Annotated in this window: 14 protein-coding genes; 12 read left to right on the top strand and 2 right to left on the bottom strand. The window is 72.1% G+C overall.

Annotation, left to right across the window (positions count from 1 at the left end; genetic code table 11):
* The first annotated feature begins 8 nt into the window (after nucleotides 1-8).
* The 5 genes from ABT170_RS34320 (at nucleotide 9) to ABT170_RS34300 (ending at nucleotide 6,274) form a co-directional block, all read left to right on the top strand.
* Entirely contained in the window at nucleotides 9-1,964 is a 1,956-nt protein-coding gene (locus tag ABT170_RS34320) for an ATP-binding protein (protein ID WP_351874085.1), read from the top strand.
* Nucleotides 1,961-3,133: an acyl-CoA dehydrogenase family protein gene (locus ABT170_RS34315; protein WP_329942487.1), complete on the top strand. Its 1,173-nt coding sequence runs from the start codon at nucleotides 1,961-1,963 to the stop codon at nucleotides 3,131-3,133. The genes ABT170_RS34320 and ABT170_RS34315 overlap by 4 nt, the downstream gene beginning before the upstream one ends.
* 230 nt (nucleotides 3,134-3,363) lie before the next feature.
* Nucleotides 3,364-4,950 carry a 4-coumarate--CoA ligase family protein gene (locus ABT170_RS34310; protein ID WP_351874082.1) on the top strand — a complete coding sequence of 529 codons (1,587 nt, stop codon included), beginning with the start codon at nucleotides 3,364-3,366 and terminating at the stop codon, nucleotides 4,948-4,950.
* Complete coding sequence (locus ABT170_RS34305) at nucleotides 4,947-5,690, top strand: enoyl-CoA hydratase family protein (RefSeq protein ID WP_329942485.1); 744 nt, start codon at nucleotides 4,947-4,949, stop codon at nucleotides 5,688-5,690. The genes ABT170_RS34310 and ABT170_RS34305 overlap by 4 nt, the downstream gene beginning before the upstream one ends.
* Nucleotides 5,678-6,274, top strand: coding sequence for a TetR/AcrR family transcriptional regulator (locus ABT170_RS34300; RefSeq protein WP_329942484.1), 597 nt, complete (start codon nucleotides 5,678-5,680; stop codon nucleotides 6,272-6,274). The genes ABT170_RS34305 and ABT170_RS34300 overlap by 13 nt, the downstream gene beginning before the upstream one ends.
* Before the next feature lie 101 nt (nucleotides 6,275-6,375).
* Here the strand turns inward: ABT170_RS34300 and ABT170_RS34295 are convergent, their stop codons facing one another.
* The gene (locus tag ABT170_RS34295) at nucleotides 6,376-8,070 is read right to left on the bottom strand and encodes a carbamoyltransferase N-terminal domain-containing protein (protein ID WP_351874079.1); all 1,695 of its coding nucleotides are present in this window, start codon (nucleotides 8,068-8,070) and stop codon (nucleotides 6,376-6,378) included.
* Between the two features lie 297 nt (nucleotides 8,071-8,367).
* Here ABT170_RS34295 and ABT170_RS34290 point away from each other — a divergent pair, with 297 nt between their 5' ends.
* The 5 genes from ABT170_RS34290 (at nucleotide 8,368) to ABT170_RS34270 (ending at nucleotide 11,976) form a co-directional block, all read left to right on the top strand.
* The gene (locus ABT170_RS34290; protein ID WP_351874076.1) at nucleotides 8,368-8,583 is read left to right on the top strand and encodes a hypothetical protein; all 216 of its coding nucleotides are present in this window, start codon (nucleotides 8,368-8,370) and stop codon (nucleotides 8,581-8,583) included.
* 332 nt (nucleotides 8,584-8,915) lie between these two features.
* Nucleotides 8,916-9,323, top strand: coding sequence for a hypothetical protein (locus ABT170_RS34285; protein WP_351874074.1), 408 nt, complete (start codon nucleotides 8,916-8,918; stop codon nucleotides 9,321-9,323).
* Nucleotides 9,324-9,398: 75 nt separating this feature from the next.
* Nucleotides 9,399-10,664, top strand: coding sequence for a hypothetical protein (locus ABT170_RS34280; RefSeq protein ID WP_351874071.1), 1,266 nt, complete (start codon nucleotides 9,399-9,401; stop codon nucleotides 10,662-10,664).
* Nucleotides 10,664-11,248, top strand: a complete 585-nt coding sequence (locus ABT170_RS34275; RefSeq protein WP_329942479.1) for a hypothetical protein — start codon at nucleotides 10,664-10,666, stop codon at nucleotides 11,246-11,248. The genes ABT170_RS34280 and ABT170_RS34275 overlap by 1 nt, the downstream gene beginning before the upstream one ends.
* The gene (locus ABT170_RS34270; protein ID WP_351874068.1) at nucleotides 11,245-11,976 is read left to right on the top strand and encodes an ABC transporter ATP-binding protein; all 732 of its coding nucleotides are present in this window, start codon (nucleotides 11,245-11,247) and stop codon (nucleotides 11,974-11,976) included. The genes ABT170_RS34275 and ABT170_RS34270 overlap by 4 nt, the downstream gene beginning before the upstream one ends.
* A 74-nt stretch (nucleotides 11,977-12,050) precedes the next feature.
* Here ABT170_RS34270 and ABT170_RS34265 read toward each other — a convergent pair whose 3' ends face one another.
* The gene (locus tag ABT170_RS34265; protein ID WP_329942477.1) at nucleotides 12,051-13,160 is read right to left on the bottom strand and encodes a citrate synthase 2; all 1,110 of its coding nucleotides are present in this window, start codon (nucleotides 13,158-13,160) and stop codon (nucleotides 12,051-12,053) included.
* A 282-nt stretch (nucleotides 13,161-13,442) separates the two neighbouring features.
* On the opposite strand from ABT170_RS34265, the gene pdxH reads away from it, so the two are divergent.
* Both pdxH and ABT170_RS34255 read left to right on the top strand, forming a co-directional pair.
* Complete coding sequence (gene pdxH, locus ABT170_RS34260) at nucleotides 13,443-14,069, top strand: pyridoxamine 5'-phosphate oxidase (RefSeq protein ID WP_351874064.1); 627 nt, start codon at nucleotides 13,443-13,445, stop codon at nucleotides 14,067-14,069.
* A gap of 650 nt (nucleotides 14,070-14,719) precedes the next feature.
* Nucleotides 14,720-16,108 (top strand): PAS domain-containing protein, encoded by a 1,389-nt coding sequence (locus ABT170_RS34255; RefSeq protein ID WP_351874061.1) that lies wholly within the window; start codon nucleotides 14,720-14,722, stop codon nucleotides 16,106-16,108.
* Nucleotides 16,109-16,165 lie beyond the last annotated feature (57 nt).

Below are 16,165 nucleotides of genomic sequence, written 5' to 3'. Positions count from 1 at the left end.
GGCCCCAGATGATCTCCACTCTGCTCGTCGCCAACCGGGGCGAGATCGCCTGCCGGATCTTCCGCACCTGCCGCGATCTGGGCATCACCGGCGTCGCCGTGTACTCGGACGCCGACGCGGACGCCCTGCACGTGCGGGAGGCCGACCTCGCCGTACGGCTCCCGGGAGCCGCCCCGGCGGACACGTATCTGCGCGGCGATCTCGTCGTGGCCGCCGCGCTGGCGGCGGGCGCCGACGCGGTGCATCCCGGGTACGGCTTCCTCTCCGAGAACGCCGCGTTCGCCGCCGCCGTCCAGGACGCCGGGCTCCGCTGGATCGGGCCGCCGGTGAAGGCCATCGAGCTGATGGCGTCCAAGACCAGGGCCAAGGAGCTGATGGGGGCGGCCGGAGTGCCGCTGCTGGAGCCCCTGGACACCGGGAGCGTGACCGCCGCCGATCTGCCGCTGCTGCTGAAGGCCGCGTCCGGCGGGGGCGGGCGCGGAATGCGGGTCGTACGGGAACTGGGCGCGCTGGAGGCCGAGGTGCGGGCCGCCTCCGCCGAGGCGACGGCCGCCTTCGGGGACGGCGAGGTGTTCGCCGAGCCGTACGTGGAGCGCGGCCGGCATGTCGAGGTCCAGGTCATGGCGGACGCGCACGGCGCCGTATGGGCGCTCGGGACCAGGGACTGCTCGCTCCAGCGCCGCCACCAGAAGGTGATCGAGGAGGCCCCGGCACCCGGCCTGGACGACGCGCTGCGGGCCGCTCTGCACGAGGCGGCCGTCGCCGCCGCGCGGGCCGTCGGCTATGTGGGCGCGGGCACCGTCGAGTTCCTGCTGTCGGACGGGGGGCGCCCGTACTTCCTGGAGATGAACACCCGGCTCCAGGTCGAACACCCGGTGACGGAAGCGGTGTTCGGGCTCGACCTGGTCGCGCTGCAACTGCGGGTCGCGGAGGGGGAGCCGCTGCCCGCCGACGGGCCGCCGCAGCCCGTGGGGCACGCCGTCGAGGCCCGGCTCTACGCCGAGGACCCGGCGCGCGACTGGCAGCCGCAGACCGGGCGGCTGACCGCGCTGGAGGTCCCGGACGCGCCCGGACTGCGCCTGGACACCGGATACACCGGCGGCGACACCATCGGCGTCCACTACGACCCGATGATCGCCAAGGTCATCGCCCACGCGCCCACCCGCACCGCAGCCGTACGCCTCCTCGCCCGCGCCCTGGAACGCGCCCGCGTCCACGGCCCGGTCACCAACCGCGATCTGCTCGTACGGTCCCTGCGCCACCCGGACTTCGCCGCCGCCCGCTTGGACACCGGTTTCTACGACCGGAACCTGGCGGACCTCACCGGCCCGGGGGACGGCGACCCGGCCCGCGCCGCCCTCGCCGCCGCCCTCGCCCAGGCCGTGCGCACCGGCCCCGGGACCGGCACCGTCCCCGGCCGCCTCGGAGCCTGGCGCAACGTGCCCTCGCAGCCGCAGACCAAGCGCTACCGCAGCCTGCCGGACGGGGCCGAGCACGAGGCCGTCTACCGCACCACCCGTGGCGGCCCGGTGCCGCACGACGCACCCGGCGTCCGCGTCCTCGCCGTCCGCCCCGACCGGGTCACCCTCGAAACCGGCGGTGTCACCCGGCACTTCGACATCACCGTCCACGGCGACCGGGTGTACGTGGACGGCGCCACCGGCTCGTACACCTTCACCGCACTGCCCCGCTTCACCGACCCCGGCACCCGGACCGAACCCGGTTCGCTGCTCGCCCCGATGCCCGGCACCGTCGTACGCCTCGCGGACGGGCTGGCCCCGGGCGTGCCCGTGACGGCCGGGCAGCCGCTGATCTGGCTGGAGGCGATGAAGATGGAGCACCGCATCCTCGCCCCCGCCTCCGGCACCCTCACCGCTCTGCTCGCCGAACCCGGCCGTCAGGTCGAGGTCGGCGCCCTGCTCGCCGTCGTCACCGAACCCGCCGCACCGGAGGAGAACGTATGAGCACCGTCCTCGAAACCGAAGAACACCAGGCGCTGCGCGCCGCCGTCGCCGCCCTCGGCAAGCGTTACGGCCGCGACTACATGACCTCCGTGATCAGCGAGGGCACTCACCCCCGCGAGCTGTGGGACGAGGCCGCCAAGCTCGGCTACCTCGGGGTGAACCTGCCCGAGGAGTACGGCGGAGGCGGCGGCGGCCTGGCCGAACTCTCCATAGTCCTGGAGGAGTTGGGGGCGGCGGGTGCTCCCCTGCTGATGATGGTCGTCTCGCCGGCGATCTGCGGCACCGTCATCGCCCGCTTCGGCACCGAGGCGCAGAAGCGGAAGTGGCTGCCGGGACTCGCCGACGGCACCCTCACCATGGCCTTCGGCATCACCGAGCCGGACGCCGGCTCCAACTCGCACCGCATCACCACCACCGCCCGCCGCGACGGCTCCGGGCCCGACGCGGACTGGCTGCTCACCGGCCGCAAGGTCTTCGTCTCCGGTGTGGACGTCGCCGACGCCACCCTGATCGTCGGCCGGACCGAGGACGCCAGGTCCGGCAAGCTCAAGCCGTGCCTGTTCATCGTGGAGCGCGAGGCCCCGGGGTTCGGGCGCTCGCGGATCGACATGGAACTCCAGGCGCCGGAGAAGCAGTTCGAGCTGGTCCTGGACGACGTCCGGCTGCCCGCCGACGCACTCGTCGGCGACGAGGACGCCGGGCTGCTCCAGCTCTTCGCCGGGCTGAACCCGGAACGCGTCATGACCGCCGCCTTCGGCATCGGCATGGGCCGGTACGCGCTCGGCCGGGCCGTCGAGTACGCCAGGACCCGCCAGGTGTGGCGCGAGCCCATCGGCTCCCACCAGGCCATCGCACACCCGCTGGCCACCGCGCACATCGAGCTGGAGCTCGCCCGGCTGATGATGCAGAAGGCCGCCAGGCTGTACGACGACGGCGATGACATCGGCGCGGGCGAGGCCGCGAACATGGCGAAGTACGCGGCCGGAGAGGCCTGTGTGAAGGCGGTCGACCAGGCCGTCCACACCCTCGGCGGCAACGGCCTCACCCGCGAGTACGGGCTCGCCGCGCTGATCACCGCGTCCCGGGTGGCCCGGATCGCCCCGGTCAGCCGGGAGATGATCCTGAACTACGTGTCCCACCAGTCGCTCGGTCTGCCCAAGTCGTACTGACGCGGACGCGGCGGCGCACGGGTTCGGTCCGGAGTCTCCCCAAGCCCTGCTGCCACAGGCGATTCTGGGACCGACCGGCACATGGGGGGCGACGTCGCCCCCCATGTGCCGGTCGGTCCGGCTCCCGGCCGGTCCGCACCGGCCCGCCTCTCCACCTCCGTACGGCGCCCCCGCCCGCTCCACGGCACGGGGGCGCCGATCCGGCCACACCACGACCTCAGGGGACCGCCATGGTGTTCCGCAGCGAGTACGCAGATGTCCAGGCCCTCGACACACCCATCCACGAAGCGGTCCTGGGGGAGGCCGCGCGGTTCGGCGACACCGTCGCCCTTGTCGACGGGACGAACGGCGCCACGCTCACCTACGCCCAGCTCGACGGCTTCCACCGGCGCGTCGCCGCCGCCCTCGCCGAGTCCGGACTCCGCAAGGGCGACGTCCTGGCGCTGCACAGCCCCAATACGATCGCCTACCCCGCCGTCTTCTACGGGGCCACGCGCGCCGGTGCCTCCGTCACCACGGTCCACCCGCTCGCCACGGCCGAGGAGTTCGCCAAGCAGCTGCGCGACTCCGGTGCCCGCTGGATCGTCACCGTGTCCCCGCTCCTCGAAGCCGCCCGCCGGGCCGCCGCACTCGCGGGCGGGGTCGAGGAGATATTCGTCTGCGACCGGGCCGAGGGCCATCGCTCCGTCCAGGACATGGCGGGCTCCACCGCCCCCGAACCGCGGATCGCCTTCGAGCCCGGTGAGGACGTGGCGGCCCTCCCGTACTCCTCGGGCACCACCGGCGCTCCCAAGGGCGTCATGCTCACGCACCGCTCCATCGCGACCAATCTGGAGCAGCTGCGTCCGCTCGTTCCCTCCGGCCCCGGCGACCGCATCCTCGCCGTGCTCCCCTTCTTCCACATCTACGGCCTCACCGCGCTGATGAACGCCCCGTTGCGCAGCGGTGCCACGGTCGTCGTGCTGCCGCGCTTCGACCTCGTGGACTTCCTCTCCGTGATCGAGGAGCAGCGGATCACCGGCCTGTTCGTGGCGCCGCCGATCGTGCTGGCGCTGGCCAAGCACCCGGTGGTGGACCAGTACGACCTGTCGTCGCTCGCCTACATCGTCAGTTCCGCCGCCCCGCTGGACGCCGCGCTCGCCTCCGCCTGCGCCGAGCGGCTGGGACTGCCCGTCCGTCAGGCGTACGGGATGACGGAACTGTCGCCCGGTACGCATGTGGTGCCGCTGTCCGCCGGGAACCCGCCGCCCGGCTCCGTCGGGAAGCTGCTGCCCAGCACCGAGATGCGGATCGTGTCCCTCGACGAACCGGGCCGGGACGCGGACGCCGGGACCGTCGGGGAGGTCCTCATCCGGGGCCCCCAGGTGATGAAGGGCTACCTCGGCCGCCCGGAGGCCACCGCCGGGATGATCGACGCGGAGGGCTGGGTGCACACCGGGGACATCGGCCGGGTCGACGCGGACGGCTGGCTGTTCGTCGTCGACCGGGTCAAGGAGCTGATCAAGTACAAGGGCTACCAGGTCGCCCCCGCCGAGCTGGAGGCCCTGCTGCTGGGCCATGAGCACCTCGCGGACGCGGCCGTCATCGGGGTGTACGACGAGGACGGCAACGAGGTCCCCAAGGCGTATCTGGTCCGCAGACCGTCACCCGCCGCCGAGGCCCTCACAGCGCAGGACGTCATGGCGTACGTCGCCGAGCGCGTCGCCCCGTACAAGAAGGTCCGGCGGGCCGAGTTCATCGACGCCGTACCGCGCGCCGCGTCGGGGAAGATCCTCAGGCGCGAACTGCGCGACCGAGAGAAGGGAACGACCGCATGACGCACGGGGCTCTGACCGCGCCCGCCCACGACCGGGGCATCACCACCCTCACCCTGGACGCGCCGGCGAACCGCAACGCGCTCTCCGCGCGGCTCGTCGGCGACCTGTCGGCGGCGCTGGAGAGGTGCGCGGCCGACGACTCGGTACGGGCGGTCGTCCTCACCCACACCGGCAACACCTTCTGCGCGGGCGCCGACCTCAAGTCCCCGCCCGACCCGGCCGCGTTCGTCGCCCTGATGCGCGGTGTCATCGCGCTCCCCAAGCCCGTCGTGGCACGGGTCACCGGACACGTCCGGGCCGGCGGTCTCGGCCTCCTGGCGGCCTGCGACATCTCGGTGGCCGGTCCCGGCGCGAGCTTCGCGCTCACCGAGTCCCGGCTGGGCCTCGCGCCGACCGTCATCTCCCTGCCCCTGCTGCCCCGTCTCGACCGGGCCGCCGCGAGCCGCTACTTCCTCACCGGGGAACGCTTCGACGCGGCCGAGGCCGCCCGCATCGGCCTCGTCACGGTGGCGGACGAGGACGTCGACAAGGCACTCGTACCCGTACTGGACGGACTGCGCAGGGCCTCGCCGCAGGGGCTGATGGCGTCGAAGGAGCTGGTCACGGCTACGGTTCTGCAGAGCTTCGACCAGCACGCCGAAGACCTCATCGCCCGCTCGGCAGCGCTCTTCGCCTCCGCCGAGGCACGGGAGGGGATGACGGCCTTCCTCGAACGACGGGACCCCGCATGGGTGTGGTGACACCCCCCAAGACCCCCAACACCCCCAAACAGGACCGCAGCCGGGCCACCCGGCAGCGGCTCCTGGAAGCGGCGGTCGCCTGCCTGGCCGAACACGGCTGGGCGGGCTCCACCGTCTCCGTGGTGGCCGAACGCGCCGGAGTCTCGCGCGGCGCGGCCCAGCACCACTTCCCCACCCGCGAGGACCTGTTCACCGGAGCCGTGGAGTACGTCGCCGAGGAGCGTTCCGCCGCCCTGCGCGCACTGCCCGCCCAGGGCCGCGGGGAGATCGTCGCGGCCCTGGTCGGCCTGTACACCGGACCGCTCTTCCGCGCCGCGCTCCACCTCTGGGTGGCCGCCTCCAACGAGGCCCAGCTCCGCCCCCGCGTCACCGAACTCGAAGCCCGGGTGGGCCGCGAGACCCACCGCATCGCCGTGGACCTCCTGGGCGCGGACGAGACCCGCCCCGGCGTGCGCGAGACGGTCCAGGGTCTCCTGGACATGGCCCGGGGCCTGGGCCTGGCCAACCTCCTCACCGACGACACCGCCCGCCGCGAGCGCGTCGTCGCGCAGTGGGCGGCGGTGCTGGACGAGGCGCTGGGCTGAGGGGCGGCGCCTCGCCGGGGAGCGGGGGAGGGCCGGGCGGCCCGGGACCGGTCCGCGGACCTCTGCGGCCGTCTCCGCAGGGTGCCGGGTGCCGGGTGTCCTCAGTGCCCGGTCTTCTCCGGACGGGTGTAGAGCCGGCCGTCCGCCCAGATGTAGCGGGCCCGGCCCCATTCGGCGGCCGAGGCGACGTCCGGGAAGAAGCCGCGTCCGTTGCCGTTGGCACTGGTGTTGCACAGGACGGGGATGCCGGTCAGTTCCTCGTACGCCGTGAGGATCCGGGCGATGGCGCTGTCGGAGGCGGAGCTGACCGTCTGGAGCCGGGCGGTGCCGTCGAGGTGGACGACCGCCGGAACGCGGCCCGCCCACTGCGGACGTACTCGGTGGTCGAAGAGCATGAACGGGTCGTCGCCGCCCGGATCGAACACCTCACTCGCCCGGTGTGCGAGACAGACCGGCGCGACCGGCCGGTAGGCCGCCCGGTCCTTCATCGTGTTGAGCAGGTCCTTGGTCCCGGCGTCGGTGGCCGGGGCGATGATGCTGCGGCTTCCCAGCGCCCTGGGCCCGAGCTCCGCCCGGCCGGAGAGGACGACGACAGGGGACCCGTCGGTGTGCAGCAGTCCGGCCAGCCGGCGTTCGTCGCAGTCCTGTACGCGCCACCCCTCCGGCAGGGTCCCGACGGGCCCGGGGCGGGGGCCGCCGCGGACGTCCCAGACGAGCGAGTGATGCTCCGTGGTGCTGACCATCTCGCAGCAGGCGGTGCCGATGGCGGCGCCGGAATCATTGGGGAACGGCGGGATCCAGATCTCCTCGAAGAGCCCGGCTGCCCGGATCGCCGAGTTCCATTTGATGTTGAGCGCACAGCCGCCGGCCATGACGAGACGCGGACGCCGGCCCCGGTGCCCGTCGTGCACCACGGCTGTCAGGGCGGATACGAGGGCGCGGCTCAGATACTCCTGGAAGGTCGCGACGAGGTCGGCGTCCGACAGGCCCGGAAGGAGATGCGCGCGCTCGGCGGCCAGCCGCCGGCCCAGGGCGAGGCCTCTCTCCCCGGCCGCCTCCGGCATCTCCGCGAGGAGGGTGTCGAGAACCGGGAACGCGTCCTGCTCGACCTGGCCCAGTGCCGCGTAGGCCATCGCCTTTCCGGCGATCGAGCGGTAGTGATCCGCGTCCGCGTCCACGTGCGTGGCGAAATCGAACTGCGAGGTGTCCGCACGGAAGGGCCCGAACTGGGAACAGAACAACGCGAACACGTTTCCGCGGAAGGGCAGCAGGCCGGCCACGGGCCGCACGGACCGCCCCCGGGACGAGATCTCGTACAGTCTGGCCGTGATGCCCCCGTCCCACACCAGGGCGAGAGTGTCATCGCCCCGCGCGGCGAAGGGGCTGGAGCAGTAGGCGCCGAGCAGGTGGTTCGCCACATGGTGGTAGCTGGCGTAGCCGGAGGTGCTCTTGCCGAAGTCGTGATCCGTGAAGGTGTAGCGGTGCAGCGGGTCCGGCGACAGGAAACCATCGACGTACGGCGCCACCGGCAGGGCGAGGGGATCTCCGTTCCGGGACGTGGGCACGGTCCACGGGTTCTCGCCGGCCGTCCGCCAGCCGTCCACGACGAAGCGGTCGATGTCCTCGGGCTCCATTCCCTCGGACCTGAGGATGTCCGGCACCCGGCTGAGATCCCCGAGCGGACTGTAGCGCCGATCGTTGCCGATCTTCTCCGTCTCGATACTGAAGACCAGACGGTTTCCGTCGATGACCGCGAGACCGCCGTCGTGTGAGACCTTGACACCGCAGATCAGCAAGGGATTACCTTCCTCACGGCTGAGATATCGCTGAATCGGGCCTGAAGTGCCCGCCCGGGGAATCTCCCGGTGGCATGCCCGGTGAGCGCCGTGCGAAACGGTTCTTCTCGGCCTCCGGAGTGCCGCGGGGGACGCGGTCCGGCTTTGAACGAATGGCTTGATTCCCCTGGTTCATCGGAAAGCGAGGAGAGCAGTCGTTCTCCGAACGGAAGCTCGGATACCCGGTCTCGGGCCGGCGGTTATCGGCCGGGGTAGATACAGGGATCACCTACGGCTTCCGAGTGAAATGTGGGGACCATGATCAAGCCAACACCCGACGTTCGGCACTCCTTCGAACCCTTCACCTGGCACCTCGCCGCCGGACTTCTGACCTCCGGACAACTGCGTGACCTGGAACGCGAACAGCCGACCGCGGGCATCGGCCGGAGGGTGGCCGAAGGGGTGTCCCGCGTCGACACCGACCGGGTCGCCCGGCTCACCGTGGTGCTGGAGTACTGGCTGCCGGGGAACTGACCACCGTCACCGGGCGCCGTGGCCGGACACGCCGATGGATCCTCGGCTTTCGTCCGCCATTCAAGGAATTCCCTTTCCCTGAGGGCGGACAAATCGAATTCGGCTACTCAAAGGAACTGATCCGGCCAGTACTTTCCGAACGCCGGAAACACTCGTGCGAATTCAATGTTCATTACGGTGCATGAACTTCAAGAACATTGACCCTAAGATGACCACTCGTTAACCTCTGTGTGTCCCGCCCGGTCATGGTCACGCTTTATGGGGGCGTGGTGCCGGCGGATCGAACAGGGGGAATTCGAATGCGTGTGGGAATTTCCAAGTGTGTTTCGACAGTGATCGGTCTCGCGGCCGCCGCGGTGCTGGCGACGGCCCCCGGAGCCTGGGCGAACTGGACGAGCCACATCCACTCCTGGACGGACGGCGAGACATCCAAGACGAAATGGGCCGACGGAGGCTACAGCCAGATCCTTTTCACCGGATGCCAGGCGGAGAACGCCACGAAGAAGCGCGTGGTCGTCAAACTCTGGGACTACGACGCGCTCACGGCCAATGACTACTACGGCAAGAAGACCTTCACCGCCTGCTTCAACAGCGGCTCCTCGACGAGCAGCGGCGAGTGGACGGGACTTCCGTCGGAGCCCGACTTCTTCTTCGAGGCCGACAGGATCGGCCAGGGCGGCAGCTGCTGCCTGCTGCATGTGGGCAAGGTGAACGTGGACACCACCAAGGCCGACAGCTGAATTCCTCGCCGAGGCGCGGTGTCCCTGCGGGGGCGCCGCGCCTCGGCCCGTCCCGAAGCCGCCACGAGGAAACCGTTGAGAGCACTCACCCGAATCCGGTCGAGCAGCGCGATCTGGGTCGCGCCCGTCGTCCTGCTGCTCATGCTGGCCTACTACCTCACCGACATCCAGGACGATCTGCGTCTGGATCCCCTCGGCTACGCCCCCACCGTCATCGACGCGGTGCTGCGGAACCTGACACCCGTGGCCTACGCGGTGGCGGCGGCGCTCGGTGCCTGGGAGGCGCGCAAGCTGGGGAAGTCGGACCTGTGGCAGTGGGGCGCCGTACGCTCCCGCTACACCATCGCCGCCCACAGCCTCGTCCCCGTGGTCGTGCTGGCCTGGCTGATCCTGGTCCTGCCCACGCTGTGCGGTCTGGTCCAGAAGCGGACTCCCCCCGACGCGGCGGGGATCGGGCTCGTCGCCTTCGCCATGCTGCTCTGTGCCGCCCACGCGGTGATCGGCTTCGCCTGGGGGGTCGGGGTACGGCACATCGCGGCCGTGCCGGTGATCGCGGTCGTCGACTTCCTGTTCGTCGGCTGGTCCGTGGCCCTGACGCTCCCCTGGCCCCGGCATCTCACCGGACTCCTCTCGGGCAAGCTGATGTTCGGCGAGCTGCCCACGGTGTCCTCGTTCGCGGCCCCGCTCCTGATCGCGCTCGGCCTCTGCACGGCCGTTGTCCTGCTCTGGTCGGGACCGCGCCGCCCCTGGCTGCGGTCGGCGCTCGCGGCAGCGGTGGCGATGGGCGGCGTCGGCGGGGCGTACACCCTGGTCAAGGACTGGAGTTACGTGGCTCCGCGGAGCATGGGCCATGGGCCGGTGTCGTGCGCGGGCGAGAAGCCCCGTATCTGCCTGCCGTCCGCCCGCGCCGGGGCGCTCCCCGCCCTGAGCGAGGACGTGGACAGCACCCTGAAGGTGCTCCGGGCGGCGGAGATCGAGGCCCGGCCGGCCACGATCACCGACTCCTTCACCGCGATCCGGTACCCGGAGCCGTCCACCGCGACCGCGTGGCACATTCCTCTCGCGCCCGGCACCGCGCGCTACCAAGTGGCCCGTGCGGCGGTCCGTTTCACCTGCGAGGATCCGGCGACCGGCCTCGCCCGGCAGGCGTACTACTGGGTGTCCGTGAAGGTCGGGGAGGGGGACACCTACCTCTGGCGCCTCGCGGCCGAGCCCGACTTCACCGCCCGCAGCCGTGACGCGCTGCGCACGCGGGTGGACGAGGTGCTCGGAATGAGCGTGCGGGACCAGACGGGCTGGTTCCGGCGCACGGTGGCCGCCGCCTGCGAGCGGGCGGCGTGATGTGGTGGTTCAAGGCCCGCCGGGTCCATACCCATCTGCCGGCCGGCCTGCTGCTGTTCGTCCTGCTGGCGGCGATGGTCCAGGACGGGCCGGTGCCCCTGCCGTCGATCTCGCTCGGCACCTCGGAGGGCGCGCAGGCCATGCTCTTCGTGCCGCTCGCCCTGACGGCGGTCCTGTTCAACTGCCTGGGTTCGCGGCTCGGACCGGCCGAGGACTCCGGCGTCCGGCCCGTGCGCGTGTACGACGCCCTGCTGGCCCTCGGCGTCGTCGCGCTCGCGGGGCCGATCGGCTCCGCGCTGGCCGAGGTGACCGGCTCCCGGGCGGCCCGGACCCTGGACCGCAACACCGCCTTCCTCGCCGGACTCACCCTGCTGTGCGGCGCGTTGTTCGGCAGCTCGGCCGTGCTCATGCCCGCGGTGTGGCCGCTGCTGGTCGTCATGTTCGGACTGCGCGGCCCGGGTGACCCCTATCCGTGGACCGTGCTGCTCGAACCGGCCCATACCTGGTACGCCACCACCGGGGCCGTGCTGATGCTGGCCGTCGGCATCGGCTTCCACATCTTCTGCCCACGGAGGCCCGCGTGACCGTCGTCCTGGAATCCTGCACCTATGCGTACGGGCGTCGCCGCCGTCCCGTACTGCGGGATCTCGACTTCCGGCTGCCGGACGGGCTGACGATCCTCCTGGGGCCCAACGGCGCGGGCAAGTCCACCCTGTTGAGGCTCGCCGCCGCGGTCGCCCCGCCCTGCCGCGGGACGGTGACCCTGGACGGGGCGTCCGCGCGGACCAGGGAGTACCGCCGGGCGGTGGCGTGGATGCCGCAGACCATCACGCCCCTGCCCTCCCTCACGGTCCGGGAGTACGTCGCGTACGTGGGGTGGCTCAAGGGCATGGACCGGCGCGGCGCGTGGGAGCGGGCCCCGCGGGCCCTGGACCGTGTGGAGATCGGCGAACTGTCCGAGGAGCGGACCGACCGGCTCTCCGGGGGCCAGCTGCGCAGAGTGGGCGTGGCCTGCGCTCTTGTGCACGAGGCCAGGGTGATGCTCCTCGACGAGCCGACGGCCGGTATGGACCCGCGCCAGCGGCGCGTCTTCCGGGACCTGCTGGCGGGCCTGAAGAAAGACGTCAGGATCCTGATGTCCACCCATGACGTCGCCGATCTCGCGGAGGAGGCCGACCATGTGTCGGTCCTCGCGGCCGGGCGGCTCGTCCTCAACGGATCGACCGCGGACTTCCTCGCCCACACGCCCGCGGGCACCGCCGAGGGCAGGAGCGCCGAGGGTGCCTACACGGCGCTCCTGGAGTCGGTCTGAACGGATCCCCGCGGGCCCACCCGGCCCCGGTGCCAGGGGGCCGGTGCCCGGTGCCCCGGCCCGCGCGGGAGCGGTCAGTTGCCCAGGTCCGCCAGCTGGTCGAAGCCCGCGATCCCGGCCGGGTTCCGCGTCCCGGGACCGATGTACGTCGCCGAGGGGCGCACCAGGCGGCCCGTGCGCTTCTGCTCCAGGATGTGCGCCGACCAGCCCGCCGTACGGGCACAGGTGAACATCGACGTGAACATGTGCGCCGGGACCTCCGCGAAGTCCAGCACGATGGCCGCCCAGAACTCCACGTTCGTCGCCAGCACCCGGTCGGGGCGCCGTGCGTGCAGCTCCTCCAGCGCGGCCTTCTCCAGCGCCTCCGCCACCTCGAAGCGCGGCGCGGCCAGCTCCCTGGCCGTACGGCGCAGGACGCGGGCCCGGGGGTCCTCGGCGCGGTACACCCGGTGACCGAAGCCCATCAGGCGCTCGCCCCGGTCCAGGGCCTTCTTCACGTACGCCGTCGCGTCGCCGGTGCGCTCGATCTCCTCGATCATGCCGAGGACCCGGGACGGCGCGCCGCCGTGCAGCGGGCCCGACATCGCGCCCACCGCGCCGGACAGCGCCGCCGCCACGTCGGCGCCCGTCGAGGCGATGACCCGGGCGGTGAACGTGGAGGCGTTCATGCCGTGCTCGGCGGCCGAGGTCCAGTAGGCGTCGACGGCCTTGACGTGCTGGGGGTCAGGCTCACCGCGCCAGCGGATCATGAACCGCTCGACCACGGACCGTGCCTTGTCGATCTCGTTCTGCGGCACCATCGGCAGCCCCTGGCCGCGCGCCGACTGTGCGACGTACGACAGGGCCATCACGGCGGCGCGTGCCAGATCGTCGCGGGCGGTCGCCTCGTCGATGTCCAGCAGCGGTTTCAGGCCCCACACGGGGGCGAGCATCGCCAGCGCGGCCTGCACATCGACCCGGATGTCACCGGAGTGGACAGGGATCGGGAACGGTTCGGCGGGCGGCAGACCGGGGTTGAACGCCCCGTCCACCAGCAGGCCCCAGACGTTGCCGAAGGACACCTGGCCGACGAGGTCCTCGATGTCGACCCCGCGGTAGCGGAGCGAGCCGCCTTCCTTGTCGGGTTCGGCGATCTCCGTCTCGAAGGCGACGACTCCCTCTAGTCCCGGTACGAAGTCGGACATCAGACGGCTCCCTCAGTTCGGCGGCGGGTGGTGGCTGTATGAAGGCCACAAGGGCCTGCCCCAAGATATTGGCGGGTTCCGATGACACGGGGAAGCGTGACATCCGGCACAGCACCCCATTTCGACGGTGAGCGATTACCACCCCTCCTCGCCGGGCACACTTGCCCGCTGCGGCAGGATGACCCCGTGCCCACACGAGACGACAAGGCCCCCTCCGCTGCCTCCTCCGCTCCTGCCTCCGTTCCTTCCCCCGGTTCCGATTGCACCACTGATCCGGCGGCGATGCGCGAGCAGTACCGTTCGCAGGAGTTCGTCGAGCAGGACCTCAGCCCCGACCCGATGGACCAGTTCGCCCGCTGGTTCCGCCAGGTCGCGGCGGGCGGCGTGCTCCACGAGCCGAACGCCATGGTGGTCTCCACCGCCACCCCTGAGGGCCGCCCGTCCTCGCGCACGGTGCTGCTGAAGCACTACGACACCCGCGGCTTCGTCTTCTTCACGAACTACGAGTCCCGCAAGGGCCGCGAACTGACCGCGAATCCGTACGCCTCGCTGCTCTTCCCCTGGCACCCGCTGGCCCGCCAGGTCATCGTCACCGGCAGCGCGGTCCGGGTCTCCCGCGAGGAGACCATCGCCTACTTCCGTACCCGCCCGCACGGCTCCCAGCTGGGCGCGTGGGCCAGTGCCCAGTCCACGGTCATCGGCTCCCGTCAGGAGCTCATCACGCGTTACGAGGACCTGGCCGCCCGCTACCCGGAGGGCGAGAAGGTCCCGGCCCCGCCGCACTGGGGCGGCTTCCGGGTCGTCCCGGACACGATCGAGTTCTGGCAGGGGCACGAGAACCGGCTGCACGACCGGCTGCGGTACGTGCGCGAGGACGCGGGCTGGCGGGTGGAGCGGCTCTGCCCGTAGGGCGTGCGCGCGGCCCCGGACACGGGGCGTGCGCGCGGCCCCGGACACGCAGAAACCCGCAGGCTCTGGTCCCTCCTTGCGGAGGGGCCGGCCGGACTTACCGGCGAGCCTGCGGGTCGGTGACTGCTTGGGATTGGCCGATGACCGGCCTGCACTGCAAGAGCGCGACAACGGGCGTCAGCCCGCAGCCACCTCACGAGTCCGAAGATAAATCACTTCCGGAACACCTCCTCTCTTGTGTGCCTTCAGCCTAGGAAACCCCGCCGGGAGCCTCAACCCATTTAATGCGCCGAGCGGGGAGGGGTGTCACGGAACGGCTCCTGCCCGTCACGGACACGGTGAACGCGCCCCGGGCCGGGGACGCCCGATGCGCACGGAGTGACGTGCCGCGCACGCTCCGCCGTGCCGCGGGTGAACTCCCGCCGACGCCGGGAGGAGCCGAAGGGGTCGGCCGGATTTCGGTGAAGTGGCTGTGCTCCGGGTCACGTTCGAGTTGAATGGTGTGACGTGCGGTAATGCGTGCGGCACCACGCGCGGCCCGGGTCTTTCGCCGGGACCGGGCCGGACCGGGGAGCGGGGCGCGGCACGCCGGCCCGACCTGATCCACACGAGCGGCCCCAGGGGCCGACACGTCCTGCGGGAGGTACGGAGTGAGTGCTTCCAGGAGCAGTGGGACCACCGACGCTCTCGGGCCGGAGGAGGACCCCGTGAGCGCGGCCCCGACGGCCCCGGACCGCGTCGCGGTCCCCGGGTCCGAACTGCTCGCCGCGCTGCTCGACGGGATGGACGCCGCCCTGTGCGCGTTCGACGCGGGCGGCACGATCACCCACTGGAACCGTGAGGCCGAGCGGATTCTCGGCTGGTCCGCCGGCGAGGCGGTGGGCCGGACCGGATTCGCGGGCTGGGCCGTGCGACGGGCCGACGCGGACGAGGTGCGGGGGAGGCTGATGGCCGCCATGTCCGCGCCGGGGCGCCTGGTGCACGAATTCGCGCTGCTGCGCAAGGACGGCGGCCGGGTGCTCGTACGGACCCAGTCGGCCGGGGTGCGCGGCGCGGACGGGAAACCGGCCGGGGTGTACTGCGCGTTCAGCGAGGTCCACGCCCAGATAGATCTGGAGCGGTCGATCGCGCTCAGCGAGGCGCTGTTCCAGGACGCGTCCTGGGGTGTGGTCCTGGTCGACGTGGATCTGCGGCCCACCGTCCTCAACTCCTACGCGGCACGCGCGCTGGGCGGTGGCCGTACGACCCTGCTGGGACGGCCGCTGGGCGACCTCGTCGTCCAGGGCGTCGAGGACCTGGAGGGCGCGTTGCAGCATGTGCTCGCCGAGGGGGCCCCCGCCGTCCCCACCGAGACCTGGGTGACCCTGCGGGCGGCTGAGGGGGACCGCCGGCGCTGCTGGCGCAGCGGGTTCGTGCGGCTGGCCTCACCGCTGACCGAGGAGCCCGTCCCGCTGGGGGTGGGCTGGCTGTTCCAGGATGTGACCCGGGCGAAGCTGGCCGAGCAGGAAGCGGACCGGGTGCGCTTCCGGGCCAACCAGCTCCACCGGGCCGCGCGTGCGGCCTCCGAGTGCGAGGACCCGATGGAGGCCGCGACGTCCTCGCTGGACTTCGCCCTCGCCGGGTTCGCCGACCATGTGCTGGTCGACCTGCTGGCGGGGGAGCGGCTGGTGCGGACGGCCGCGACACCCGCCGACGCGCCGGGCCCGTGCCTTCCGGTGTCGGGGGGTGCCGCCCCGGCGCGCTACGGCCCCGGCCACCCGGCCCTCCAGGCGGTGGACCGCGTCGGCACGGTACGGACGAGCGCGGGTGCGGACGCGGGCGGCGGGGCGTGGGCGGTGGAACGGCAGTGGCCCCGGGACTCGGCGCACGCCCTGTGCACGGTGCTCCGGAGCCGGGGGCGGACCCTGGGCGTGGTGACGTTCCTGCGGGCGGCGAACCGCGTCGCCTTCGAACGCCCGGACGCGATGTACGCGGAGAGCGTGGCGGTCCGGGTGGCGTCCGCAGTGGATCTGCACCAGCTGCTCGCCGCCGACCGCTGAGGGCCTGGGCCTCGGCGGTGGCGGCGGTCCGGCAGCCGGCGGTGGAGGCCAGGGCCC

Source organism: Streptomyces sp. NPDC001787 (assembly GCF_040297465.1).
Lineage (GTDB): Bacteria > Actinomycetota > Actinomycetes > Streptomycetales > Streptomycetaceae > Streptomyces.
Note: the sequence above shows the minus strand (reverse complement) of the source record. Positions and strands in the feature narration are given on the sequence as shown.